The 12562-nt window shown below is 71.6% G+C and carries 10 protein-coding genes; all 10 read right to left on the bottom strand.

Annotated elements, in window-relative coordinates; all coding sequences use genetic code 11:
• Positions 1 to 96: 96 nt before the first annotated feature.
• Entirely contained in the window at positions 97 to 2025 is a 1929-nt protein-coding gene (locus BM242_RS03740) for a TIGR03960 family B12-binding radical SAM protein (protein ID WP_093837339.1), read from the bottom strand.
• Between the two features lie 131 nt (positions 2026 to 2156).
• Complete coding sequence (locus BM242_RS03735; RefSeq protein ID WP_093837105.1) at positions 2157 to 3122, bottom strand: CHAD domain-containing protein; 966 nt, start codon at positions 3120 to 3122, stop codon at positions 2157 to 2159.
• Between the two features lie 140 nt (positions 3123 to 3262).
• Entirely contained in the window at positions 3263 to 4393 is a 1131-nt protein-coding gene (locus BM242_RS03730; protein WP_093837338.1) for an FtsW/RodA/SpoVE family cell cycle protein, read from the bottom strand.
• Positions 4394 to 4460: 67 nt separating this feature from the next.
• Positions 4461 to 6773 (bottom strand): penicillin-binding protein 2, encoded by a 2313-nt coding sequence (gene mrdA / locus BM242_RS03725; RefSeq protein WP_093837104.1) that lies wholly within the window; start codon positions 6771 to 6773, stop codon positions 4461 to 4463.
• The gene (gene mreD / locus BM242_RS03720; RefSeq protein WP_093837103.1) at positions 6770 to 7468 is read right to left on the bottom strand and encodes a rod shape-determining protein MreD; all 699 of its coding nucleotides are present in this window, start codon (positions 7466 to 7468) and stop codon (positions 6770 to 6772) included. The genes mrdA and mreD overlap by 4 nt, the downstream gene beginning before the upstream one ends.
• Positions 7469 to 7470: 2 nt before the next feature.
• On the bottom strand, positions 7471 to 8553 hold the full coding sequence (gene mreC, locus BM242_RS03715; RefSeq protein WP_093837102.1) for a rod shape-determining protein MreC: 1083 nt from the start codon (positions 8551 to 8553) through the stop codon (positions 7471 to 7473).
• A 73-nt stretch (positions 8554 to 8626) separates the two neighbouring features.
• Complete coding sequence (locus BM242_RS03710; RefSeq protein ID WP_093837101.1) at positions 8627 to 9646, bottom strand: rod shape-determining protein; 1020 nt, start codon at positions 9644 to 9646, stop codon at positions 8627 to 8629.
• 414 nt (positions 9647 to 10060) lie between these two features.
• Complete coding sequence (ndk, locus tag BM242_RS03705; RefSeq protein WP_093837100.1) at positions 10061 to 10474, bottom strand: nucleoside-diphosphate kinase; 414 nt, start codon at positions 10472 to 10474, stop codon at positions 10061 to 10063.
• 138 nt (positions 10475 to 10612) lie between these two features.
• Complete coding sequence (locus BM242_RS03700; RefSeq protein WP_093837099.1) at positions 10613 to 10996, bottom strand: DUF4233 domain-containing protein; 384 nt, start codon at positions 10994 to 10996, stop codon at positions 10613 to 10615.
• A 5-nt stretch (positions 10997 to 11001) separates the two neighbouring features.
• Positions 11002 to 12483, bottom strand: a complete 1482-nt coding sequence (gene folC, locus BM242_RS03695) for a bifunctional tetrahydrofolate synthase/dihydrofolate synthase (protein ID WP_093837098.1) — start codon at positions 12481 to 12483, stop codon at positions 11002 to 11004.
• Positions 12484 to 12562 lie beyond the last annotated feature (79 nt).

The following is a 12562-nucleotide window of genomic DNA, read 5'->3' as shown; positions in this document are numbered from 1 at the left end:
CACCCGACGCCACCGAACCTACCGGGCGAAGCGTGGTGCCGCCGCTCGGACGGCGCTTCACAGCGACCGCGCGATCACCGTGAGACCGCTGTGGGATCACTGCGGGACCACGGTGAGCGGCAGCAGTTTCCGCCCCGTGGGTCCCACCTGGATCTCGGTCCCCATGGCGGGGCACACGCCGCAGTCGAAGCAGGGCGTCCAGCGGCAGTCGTCGAGCTCCTGCTCGTCCAGGGCGTCCTGCCAGTCCTCCCAGAGCCAGTCCTTGTCCAGGCCGGAGTCCAGGTGGTCCCAGGGCAGGACCTCCTCGTAGCCGCGCTCGCGGGTGGTGTACCAGTCCACGTCCACGCCGTAGCGCGGCAGCACCCTGGCGGCGGACTCCATCCACAGGTCGTAGGAGAAGAATTCGCGCCAGCCGTCGAACCGGCCGCCGGCCTCCCATACGGCGCGGATCACCTCGCCGACCCGGCGGTCGCCGCGGGAGAGCAGGCCCTCCACGATGCCCGGCTTGCCGTCGTGGTAGCGGAAGCCGATGTTGCGGCCGTACTGCCGGTCCTCGCGGATGCGGTCGCGCAGCTTCTCCAGCCGGCGGTCGGTCTCCTCGGCGGAGAGCTGCGGCGCCCACTGGAAGGGGGTGTGCGGCTTGGGCACGAAGCCGCCGATGGAGACCGTGCAGCGGATGTCGTTGCCGCCGGTGACCTGCCGTCCCTTGGCGATGACCTTGGCCGCCATGTCCGCGATCTGGAGCACGTCCTCGTCGGTCTCGGTGGGCAGGCCGCACATGAAGTACAGCTTCACCTGGCGCCAGCCGTTGCCGTAGGCGGTGGCCACGGTGCGGATCAGGTCCTCCTCGCTGACCATCTTGTTGATCACCTTGCGGATGCGCTCGGTGGCGCCCTCCGGGGCGAAGGTCAGGCCGGAGCGGCGGCCGTTGCGGGTGAGCTCGTTGGCCAGGTCGATGTTGAAGGCATCCACCCGGGTGGAGGGCAGCGACAGGCCGATCCGGTCGTTCTCGTAGCGGTCGGCCAGGCCCTTGGCGACGTCGCCGATCTCGCTGTGGTCGGCGGAGGAGAGCGAGAGCAGGCCGACCTCCTCGAATCCGGTGGCGGCCAGGCCCTTCTCCACCATGTCGCCGATGCCGGTGATGGACCGCTCGCGCACCGGGCGGGTGATCATGCCGGCCTGGCAGAAGCGGCAGCCGCGGGTGCAGCCGCGGAAGATCTCCACCGACATCCGCTCGTGCACCGTCTCGGCCAGCGGGACCAGCGGCTGCTTGGGGTAGGGCCACTCGTCCAGGTCCATCACGGTGTGCTTGGCGACCCGCCAGGGCACTCCGGAGCGGCCCGGCACCACACGGGCGATCCGGCCGTCGGGGTGGTACTCCACGTCGTAGAACCCGGGGACGTAGACGCCGCCGGTGCGGGCCAGCCGGAGCAGCAGTTCGTCCCGGCCGCCGGGCCGGCCCTCGTCCTTCCAGGCCCGGATGGTCTCGGTGATGGCGAGCACGGCCTGCTCGCCGTCGCCGAGCACCGCGCAGTCCAGGAAGTCGGCGACCGGCTCGGGGTTGAACGCGGCATGGCCGCCGGCGATCACCAGGGGGTGCTCGCCGGTGCGGTCCTCGGCGCGCAGCGGGATGCCGGCGAGGTCCAGGGCGGTGAGCAGATTGGTGTAGCCCAGTTCGGTGGAGAAGGAGACGCCGAGCACGTCGAAGGCGCCGACCGGGCGGTGGGAGTCCACGGTGAACTGCGGGACGCCGTGCTCCCGCATCAGCGCCTCCAGGTCCGGCCAGACGCTGTAGGTGCGTTCGGCGAGCACGCCGGGGCGCTCGTTGAGGATCTCGTAGAGGATCATCACGCCCTGGTTGGGGAGCCCGACCTCGTAGGCGTCCGGGTACATCAGCGCCCAGCGGACATCGCACTCCTCCCACGGTTTGACCGTGGAGTTCAGCTCGCCGCCGACGTACTGGATCGGCTTCTGGACGTGCGGGAGGAGGGCCTCCAGGCGCGGGAAGACCGATTCGACAGGCATGGGTGATGTCTCCGGGAAATGGGGTGCGAGGGCCGGTTCGGCGTCGGCCGGTGCGGATGGCCGGGCCGGACCGGTGACGGTGGTGACCATTCAGCCTAACCGCTCTCTCCCGCGCGGGCCCTCCGGGCGGGTCAGCCGGCGCCGGCCCCGGTCTCCTCGGTGTCCGCGGCCGGGTGGCCGGGGTGGAGGGCGGCGAGGCGGCGCTCGTACTCCTCGGCCAGGGCTCGCTCGCGGCCGTGCAGCAGGCCGTAGGTGAAGGACGGCTCGCCGGCCGCCTCGGCCGTCACGGCCAGTTCCACCAGGGCTTGTCTGGCCATCACGCTGTCCTGGTGCTCGCCGAGCAGATCCTGGAGGGCCCGCCAGCGGGTGATCTCGGCCCGGGCGGCCGTCCTGCCCAGTGCCGGGCGGGCCGCCTCCGCGGAGTAGCGGGCCCGTTTGGCGGCCTTGCGGGCGGCGTGCAGGGCGTGGTCGCGCAGGGGTCCGGGCGGCGCGGCGCGGGCCGCCGCCATCCGCCGGTCGAAGCGGTCGGCGTCGGCCTCCAGCACCCGGCCGCACACCTTGCGGTCCCGCCGGCCGGCGGCGGGCAGCAGCGGCGGCACGGCGAGCAGGGCGTCCAGTCCGGACAGCAGGTCCCGGAAGCGGTCGGAGTCCAGGGCGGCGAGCACCCTGGCCCGGGTGGCGGACCGGCCGGCCGGGGTCCCGGGGCCGGGCGGCTCCTCGTGGGGGGAGCCGTAGTCGCGCAGGCGGTCCCGGGCCGGGCCGCGGATCAGCTCCGGCGGCAGTTCGGCGAGGCGCTCGCGGAACCGCTCGGCCAGCACCTCGCGGTCGCGGTCGCCGCTGAGCTCCCCGGCGAGCCAGATCAGCTCGCCCTCCAGGGCGGCGGTGACCGTGCGGTCCAGGACCCGGCGGTAGGAGCGGAAGCAGCTTCGCAGCCTGCGGCACGCCACCCGCATCCGGTGCACGGAGTCGGGCGCGTCCCGGCGGACCTCGGGCTCCAGTTCGCGCAGCTCCCGTGCCTGCCGTCCGGCGTAGTCCACAACGGTGGCCCCGGCGGTGCCCGCCGCGGGGCGTACAGATGTCGTTGTCGCGGTAGTCATCGTGAGTTCACCCGTCAGCCGCTTTCCGTCGAGGGTAGTGGCAGTGGCGGCCCTGAGGCGACACTCCGGGACGGAACCTGCCGGAACCCGCCGGAACCGGCTGGAACCATACGGTTTGCGCCGGTTGCCCGCGTCCGGGGCTATGCCGACAGGGTGCGTTTCATCCGGATGGACTCCAGCAGGCCGATGGCTATCCAGGAGGCCATCATGGCGGTGCCGCCGTAGGAGACGAACGGCAGCGGAATACCGGCCACCGGCATGATGCCCAGCGCCATGCCGATGTTCTCGAACGACTGGAAGGCGAGCCAGGCCACCAGGCCGGCCGCGATGATGGTGCTGTACAGGTCGGTGGCGCCGCGGGCTATCCGCAGCGCGCGCCAGAGCAGCACGGCGATCAGCAGGATGATGCCCGCGCCGCCGACAAAGCCCAGTTCCTCCCCGGCCACGGTGAAGATGAAGTCGGTCTGCTGCTCGGGCACGAACTGCCCGGTGGTCTGCGAGCCCTGGAAGAGGCCGGTGCCGGTGAGGCCGCCGGAGCCGATGGCTATCCGGGCCTGGTTGGTGTTGTAGCCGGCGCCGGCCGGGTCGAGTTCGGGGTTGGCGAAGGCGGCGAAGCGGTTGATCTGGTACTCGTCCAGCACGCCCAGCGTCCACACCAGCACCGCGCCGGCCGCGCCGGCCGCCATCAGGCCGAAGGTCCAGAAGATGGTGGCGCCGGAGGCCAGCAGTACGCCGAGCACGATCATGCCGATCACCATGGCCATGCCCATGTCGTCGACCACCACGATGGCCAGCGGCAGGGCGGCCAGGCCCAGCGCCTGGAGGACGGGGCGGCCGGCGGGGTGGTCGCGGTCCCCCGCGTCGACCTGGGCGGCCAGCACCGTGGCCATCCCCAGGATCACCGCCACCTTGGCGAATTCGCCGGGCTGGACGGTGTAGCCGGCTATGGACAGCCAGGCCCGCTGGCCGTTGATCTCGGTCCCGAGCGGGGTGAAGACCAGCAGGAGCAGAACGATGGAGAAGCCGTAGAAGACCGGGACGGCGCTGCGCAGCCGCTGGTGGCCGAGCCACATCACGCCCACGGCCAGGGCGATGCCGATGGCGGCGTTGAGCGCGTGGCGTATCAGGAAGAAGTGCGGGTCGCCCTCGTTGATGTCGGTACGGGTCCAGGTAGCGGACCAGACCAGCAGACAGCCGAGGACGGTGAGCCCGCCGGCGGCGAGCAGCAGCAGCCAGTCGACCCGGCGGAACAGGGAGTCCCGGGCCATCATGCGGCGGATGCCGGAACGCCGGGCGGGCGGCAGCCCGCTGGAGAAGGTGTGGACGCTCACCGGTGCCTCACCCGTCCCCGCCGGTGCCCTCGCGGCGGCGGTCGGCCTCGAAGGCGGCGCCCGCCAGTACCTCGCCGGTGCCGTCGCCGGTGCCGGCCTCCGCCCCGGCCTGGAAGTCTCCGGCGCCGTCGCCGTCCTCGCCGTCGCCGGCCGGGACGATGGCGGCGCCCTCGTAGTTCTCCTGGTGCTCCTTCTTGTAGGCGGCGAAGTGCTGCTCCCACTCCTTGTCGAACTCGGCCGCCATGGTGCCGTTGTCGTCGGTCCGCGGCAGTTCGGCCGGCGGCTCGGGCAGCAGGGCCAGCTCCGGGTGGATGGCGCCCTGCTCGTCCACGCCGTAGATGGCCTCGTAGATGTTGCGCACCGCCGGGCCGGAGGCGCCGGAGCCGGTACCCGCCTGATCGATGGTCATGACCACGGTGTAGTCCTCGGAGAAGGTGGTCAGCCAGGAGCGGGACTGTTTGCCCTCGGTGGTCGCGGTGCCCGTCTTGGCGGAGAGCGGGATCTCGTCCTGCGGCCAGCCGATGAACCGCCAGGAGGCGGTGCCGACCTCTATCACGTCCCGCAGGGCGCCTTGCAGGTCGCTGACGGTGCCCTTCTCGATCGGCAGTTTTCCGTTCTCGACCGGTTCGAATTCCTCGACGACATTGCCGTTCACATCGACGATCGCCTTGCCGACGGTGGGCCGGTAGAGGGTGCCGCCGTTGTTGATGGCCGAGTAGACCGAGGCCATCTGGATCGGGGTCACCAGCAGATCGCCCTGGCCGATGGAGAAGTTGACCGCGTCACCGGCCCGCAGCCGCCAGCCGTCCTCGCAGCTCTCCCGGGCGTAGCGGTGCGCGAAGTCGTCGCCCTCCTCCTTGCCCAGCTCGCACCAGGCGTCCTTGTTGGTCTCCCAGTACTCCCGCTTCCACGCCCGGTCCGGCACCCGGCCCGCGGCCTCGGAGGGCAGGTCGATGCCGGTCTCGCTGCCCAGCCCGAATCCGTGCGCGGTGTCGAACAGCCAGTCGTTCGGGTTCTCGCCGGGGTTGATGCCGCCGTCCTTCTGCCATTCGGCGTGCGCCAGCCGGTAGAAGACGGTGTTGCAGGACACCTCCAGCGCCTTGCCCAGGGAGATCGGCCCGTAGCCGCGGGACTCGAAGTTCTTGAAGGTGGTGTTGCCGATGCTGTACGAGGAGGAGCACTCGTAGTTGCCGTCGAAGTCGTAGCCGGCCCGGACCGCGCCGGAGGAGGTGACCACCTTGAAGGTGGAGCCGGCCGGGGACTGGCCCTGGATGGCCCGGTTGAGCAGCGGGTCGTTGGCTTCCTCGCCGGTCAGCCGCTGGTACTCCTTGGCCGAGATGCCGCCCACCCACACATTGGGGTCGTAGTCCGGGTAGGAGGCCATCGCCACGATCCGGCCGGTGTGGGACTCCATCACGATGGCGGCCCCGGAGTCGGCCTCGTAGTTGCGACCGCTGATGTCGTCGTGCGCCTGCCGGGCCTGCTTCATGGCCTGGAGCAGCTCGTGTTCGACGACCGCCTGGATGCGGGAGTCGATGCTGGTGACCAGATTGGCGCCGGCCTCGGCCTCGACGCCCTCGGCCTCGCCGATCACCCGGCCGAACTTGTCCACCTCCAGCCGGTCGATGCCGGCGCCGCCGCGCAGATACTCGTCGTAGGTGCGCTCCAGGCCGGAGCGGCCGATCTGGTCGTAGCGCTGCAGCGGGGAGTCGGTCTGCTGGGACTCGGCGACCTCCTCGTCGGTCACCGGGGAGAGATAGCCCAGCACCTGGGCGGTGTGGGCGCCGTAGGGCGCCGGGTAGCGGCGGACGGCGGTGGGCTGGGCGACGATGCCCGGGTAGCTCTCCGGCCGTTCCCAGATCTGCAGCGCCTGCTGGACGGTGGCCTCGTCGGTGATCGGGATGGGCTGGTAGGGGGAGCCGTTCCAGCACGGCTGCGGGGTCTCGGAGTCGCACAGCCGGACCCGGTTGCGCACCTCCTCCGGGTCCATCTCCAGCAGTCCGGCGAGGTCGGTCAGCACCTGCTCGCCGTCGTCGGGCATGCGCAGCAGGTCGGTGCGGTCGGCGGAGACCACCAGCCGGGTCTCGTTGTCGGCCAGCGGCACGCCGCGGGCGTCCAGGATGGCGCCGCGCACGGCGGGCTGGATGACGTTCTGCACATGGTTGCCGGCCGCCTCGGCGGCGAATTCGTCGCCCTGCCTGATCTGGAGGTACCACAGCCGGCCGGCCAGGGTGAGCAGGAGGGAGAAGACCAGTATCTGGAGGACGACCAGCCGGATGGTGACCCGGGAGGTCCGCCCGGTCTCCGGGATGTTGCTCACAGCCTCTTGACCCCCTTCAGACGGCCGCGGGAACGGCCCAGCAGCGGCGAGCGCTGGCTGCCGATGACGGCGGCCCGGCCGGCCCGGGCCCGGCCGAACCGGCCCGCCCGGCCGAGCCTCAGGCCGGTGGGCCGCAGCCAGGACGAACCGAGCGACTCGCCGGCCGGGGAGGCGGCGCCGTCACCGGCCAGCGGATCGCTCTCCAGGCGACGGGCCAGGCTCATCACCAGCGGTACGACGAACGGCGCCAGCAGCAGGTCGTAGACGGTGGCCGTGGTGACCATGGTGACCAGGGCCTCCTGGCTCACCTCGGTGTCGCCGACCAGGGTGCCGACACCGGCGTAGAGCAGGGTGGAGCTGACCGCGCCGATCGCCACCACCAGCATCGGGGCGGTGGCCGAACGGTGGCCGGTGTCCGGTCTGGTCAGGCCCGCGGCATAACCCACCAGGCAGAGCACCAGGGCGTAGCGGCCCACGGCGTGATCGGCGGGCGGGGCGAGGTCGGCGACCAGGCCGGCGAAGAAGCCGGTCACCGCGCCGCCGGTGTGGCCGTAGACCAGGGCCAGGCCCAGCACGGTGAGCAGCAGCAGATCGGGGACGGCGCCGGGCAGTTGCAGCCGCGCCAGTATGCTCACCTGCACGGTGAGGGCGACGACCACCAGCAGGGTGGTGAGCAGGGTGCGTTGCACGCGCATGGTCAGTCAGCTCCCGGTCCGTCGGCGTCGTTCCCGGTCTCCGGGTCCGCGGCGCCGGCGTCCGCTCCGGCATCGGTGTCCGGGTCGGCGTCCGCGTCGGCCTCGGTGTCCGGCTGGGGCTGGTCCGCCGCTTCCTCCTCCCCGGGGGCGCCGGGCTCGCCGGCGTCCTCCGGGCGGGTCACCTCGCTGCTGCCGCCGGTCTGGGTCCCGGGCTCCGGCTCCCGCGGTTTCTCCGGCAGCACGGCGTCCCGCGGGTCGGCGCGCGGCGGCTCGACCACCACGCCCACCAGGTCCAGTTGGGTGAAGGCGACGAACGGCCGCACCCGCACGGTGCGGGTCAGGTCGCCGGAGGGCGCCTCCACGCTGGTCACCTCGCCCACCGGCACGCCGGGCACAAAGGGCTTGTTGCCGGCCGAGCCGAAGGTGACCAGCCGGTCGCCCTTCTTCACCTCGGCCCGGTGGTTGAGAAGCTGGACGTCCAGGGCGTTGTCGCCACGGCCGGTGGCGAAGCCGAGCTCATTGCTGCCCTCCATCCGGGTACCCACGGTGAATCTGGGGTCGCTGGCCAGCAGCACGGTGGCGGTGCCCGGCCCGACCGTGGTGACCCGGCCGACCAGGCCGTCGCCGTTGATCACCGTCATGTCGCGGTCGATGCCGTCCCGGGTGCCGGCGTCGATGGTGATGGTCCAGGAGAACCCCTGGGCCGGCCCTATGGCGATGACCTGCGCGCCGACGATGCTGTACTGGCCGGCCCCGGCGGTGCGCAGCAGGTCGTCCAGCTGCTCCACCCGGGAGTCCTGGTGGTCCTGGTTGCCCAGCTGCTGGCGCAGTTCGGCGTTCTCCTGCTCCAGTGCGCTGATCCGGTCCTGGCGGCTGCCGGAGTCGCGGACCGCGCCGATGGCGTTGGCCACCGGGTCGACGACGGTCGCGGCGCCCGACTCCACCGGGCCGAAGACGGCGGCGGCGGCCTCGCGCGGCCCGTTGAGGGGGGAGTTGTCGCCTTCCCGGATGTCCACCGTGATCAGCGCGAATGCGATGGATACCAGCAGGATGAGCAGCAGCCGGCTCTCTCTCGAGTCCCTCACGTGCGGCAGCCGTGCCTTCCTTGTGTGTTTCGTCTGGGTTCCCGGCCGGGGCGGCCGGGCGGGCCGGCGCGGGTCAGCGGCGCGGCGTGGCGTCCAGCACCTGCTGGAGGGCCTCGAACTCCTCGACGCACTTGCCGGAGCCGAGTGCGACCGAGTCGAGCGGGTTCTCCGCGATGTGGATCGGCATGCCCGTCTCCTGGCGCAGCCGCTCGTCCAGGCCGCGCAGCAGGGCGCCGCCGCCGGTCAGCACGATGCCGCGGTCCATGATGTCGCCGGAGAGCTCGGGCGGGCACTTGTCGAGCGTGGTCTTGACCGCGTCCACAATGGCGTTGACCGGCTCCTCCATGGCCTTGCGGACCTCTTCGGTGGAGATCACCACGGTCTTGGGCAGCCCGCTGACCAGGTCCCGGCCGCGGATCTCCATGTGCTCCTCCTCTTCCATGGGGAAGGCGGAGCCGATGGAGATCTTGATGTCCTCGGCGGTGCGTTCGCCGAGCAGCAGGCTGTACTCCTTCTTGATGTGCTGGATGATCGCGTTGTCCAGCTCGTCGCCGGCCACCCGGATGGACTGGGCGGTGACGATGCCGCCGAGCGAGATGACCGCCACCTCGGTGGTGCCGCCGCCGATGTCGACCACCATGTTGCCCGTCGCCTCGTGCACCGGGAGGCCCGAGCCGATGGCGGCGGCCATGGGCTCCTCGATGATGTGCACCTGGCGGGCGCCCGCCTGGGTGGACGCCTCGATGACGGCGCGCCGTTCCACGCCGGTAATGCCGGAGGGCACACAGATGACCACCCGGGGGCGGGCCAGATAGCGGCGCCGGTGGATTTTCAGGATGAAGTAGCGGAGCATCCGCTCGGTGATCTCGAAATCCGCGATGACGCCGTCCTTGAGCGGGCGTACCGCCACGATATTGCCGGGGGTGCGGCCGATCATCTTCTTGGCTTCGGCACCGACCGCCAGAATGCCGCCGGTGTTGGTGTTGATGGCCACCACGGAGGGCTCGTTGAGGACGATCCCGCGGCCTCTGACGTACACCAGCGTGTTGGCCGTCCCGAGGTCGACTGCCATGTCTCGGCCAATGAACGACATATTGTTCGCCATGGGATGCGTTTGGCCTTCCGGACTGGAGCGGTGTGTGCGTGGAGGTCGGCTGGGGCGCGCTGGCGCCGCCATACCCGCGGGTCGCGGTGGGGTGGTGCCATCGTATCCACGGCCGGTCGAACACGGGGCGCGGGTGCGCCTCGGTCGCCATTGTCAGCCGAACCCGGCTCACCCTCCATGATGGTGACGCCGTGTTCGGGCGAAGAGTTCCCCCGACCGGCCGTGCCGACGGGCCTCGCGAAGCCGGCGAACACATTCCCGCGTCCGGGCGTGTCGTGCCCCCCGAAGGGGCGAAACGCCGGGCCGCTCGTGCATTGCCGGTGCATTGCGGGTGCCTTGCCGCTCTTGTGCCCCGACCTGTCCGGGACATGCCGACAAGTTCCTGAACGTTACCGGACCTCTTCAGGCATGAGATGGAAAGAAAATCTTCAGTTCCCGTTCGGCGGACTCGGCGGAGTCGGAGGCGTGGATCAGGTTCTCCCGCACGATGGTCCCGAAGTCGCCGCGGATGGAGCCGGGCGCGGCGGCGACCGGGTCGGTGGGGCCGGCCAGCGCGCGCAGCCCCTCGATCACCCGCTCCCCCTCGACGATCATGACGACCGCCGGGCCGGAGACCATGAACTCCAGCAGCGGCTCGTAGAACGGCTTGCCGGCATGCTCGGCGTAGTGGGTCTCCAGGGTGCCCCGGTCCAGGCTGCGCAGCTCCAGCGCGGTGATCGTCCAGCCGGCCTTGGCCTCGATACGGCGGATGATCTCGCCGATCAGACCACGGCGGACGGCGTCCGGCTTGAGAAGGACAAGACTGCGCTGGCTCATGCGACGGCTCCTGGGGGAGAACGGTGCGGGTCCCCGGGTGGGTCCGGGGCGGTGGATCCGGATGCGGCTACGGCCACCGGGTGAGTCGCACCATATCGCTCCCGGCCGGCAGCGCGCCCCCCGGGCCGGGGATTGTGATCATCCGGCGTCCTGGGCGGGAATTCCGGGGCTTCCGCCGGCCCCGCCGGCCCCGCCCGCCGCACGGGCCGCCTTGAGCTCGTCCACCCGGCGGCCGAAGTGCACCGAGGCCCACCACAGCGCGGTGAAGCAGGCGCCGAGCACAAACATCATCGGCACCACCAGGCCGCTGAGCACCAGCCCGGCCTGGAGCGCCCAGCCCAGTGAGACGGCGCCGCGGACCCGCCCCACCAGCCCGCACAGCACGAGGGCCAGCACCATGGCGGCGCCGCTCACCGTCCACAGGGTGCCGGCCGGGAGATCGGACATGCGGGAGGCGACCAGGGCGGCCAGCCCGATCACGATGGCCTCCATGGCGAGGGTGGTGGCGCAGAGCTGACGCATGGCGGTTACCGGTGATCCTTCCCCAGCAGCAGACGGGCCTCGCCGACCGTGATCACCGAGCCGGTGACCAGCACGCCGGCGCCCGCGTACGCGTCCTCTTCCTCGGCCAGGGTGACGGCCGCGTCCAGCGCGTCGTCCAGCCGCGGCTCCACCTGCACCCGGTCCTCGCCGAAGACCTCGACGGCGAGGGCGGCCAGGGCGTCCACGTCCATGGCCCGGTGGGAGGAGTTCCGGGTCACCACCACCTCGGCGAGCACCGGCTCCAGCGCCTCCAGAAAACCGCGGACGTCCTTGTCGGCGCTGGGCCCGATCACCCCGACCAGCTTGCTGAAGGTGAACGCCTCCTGGACCGCCGACGCCGTGGCCGCCGCCCCCGCCGGGTTGTGCGCCGCGTCCAGGATCACCGCCGGGCTGGTCCGGACCACCTCCAGCCGGCCGGGCGAGGTGACCGAGGCGAACGCCTGCCGGACCACCTCCATGTCCAGCGTCCGCCCGGGCACCTGCCCCACACCGAAGAACGCCTCCACGGCGGCCAGCGCCCCCGCCGCGTTGTGCGCCATGTGCTCGCCGTGCAGCGGCAGAAAGATCTCGGGGTACTCGCCGCCCAGGCCGCGCAGGGTGAGCAACTGCCCGCCCACCGCGATCTCCCGGGCCAGCACCCCGAACTCCAGCCCTTCGCGGGCCACGGTCGCGTCCCGCTCACCGGCCCGGCGCAGCATCACGGCCGCCGCCTCCACCGGCTGCTGGGAAAGGATCACGGTGGCGCCCGGCTTGATGATCCCCGACTTCTCCCCGGCGATCTTCTCCGGTGTGTCGCCCAGCCGGTCGGTGTGATCCAGCGAGATCGGCGTCACCACGGCCACGCCCGCGTCGATCACATTGGTGGCGTCCCACTCACCGCCCATGCCGACCTCGATCACGGCCACGTCCACCGGCGCGTCCGCGAACGCGGCATAGGCCATGCCCGTCAGCACCTCGAAGAACGACAGCCGGTGCTCCTGGCGCGAGTCCACCAGCTCGACATAGGGCCTGAGATCCTCGTAGGTGCCGACGAACCGCTCCGCCGGGATCGGCCGCCGGTCCAGGCTGATCCGCTCCGTCACCGACTGCACATGCGGGCTGCTGTACCGGCCGGTCCGCAGCTCGAACGTGGCGAGCAGCGCCTCGATCATCCGGGCGGTGGTCGTCTTGCCGTTGGTCCCGGTGATGTGAATCGTCGGGTAGGTCCGCTGCGGATCGCCGAGCAGCTCCATCAGGGCCCTGATCCGGACCAGTGAGGGCTCGAGCCTGGTCTCCGGCCAGCGCTTGGCCAGCTCGGTCTCCACCTCGCGCAGCGCCCGGTCCGTCTCCGGATCCTCCGGCCGCCCCGGCACCTCGTCCTCGGCGCCCGGCGCCCCCGCGATCGTCCGCAGGGTGCGGCTCCCGGCCTCGATCACCGCCAGATCCGGATCCCGCTGCGTCTCCTCCCCCACGATCTCCGAGAACATGTCGTCCTCCGCCCGGCGCGCATCGTCACCGGACTCATCGGGCTCGAACGGAGAAGGCTGATCACTCACCCCCCCAGTC

The sequence above is a fragment of the Streptomyces aidingensis genome, assembly GCF_900112355.1.
Lineage (GTDB): Bacteria > Actinomycetota > Actinomycetes > Streptomycetales > Streptomycetaceae > Streptomyces > Streptomyces aidingensis.
The sequence above is the reverse complement of the archived record's forward strand: the minus strand, read 5'-3'. Positions and strand labels throughout refer to the sequence as shown.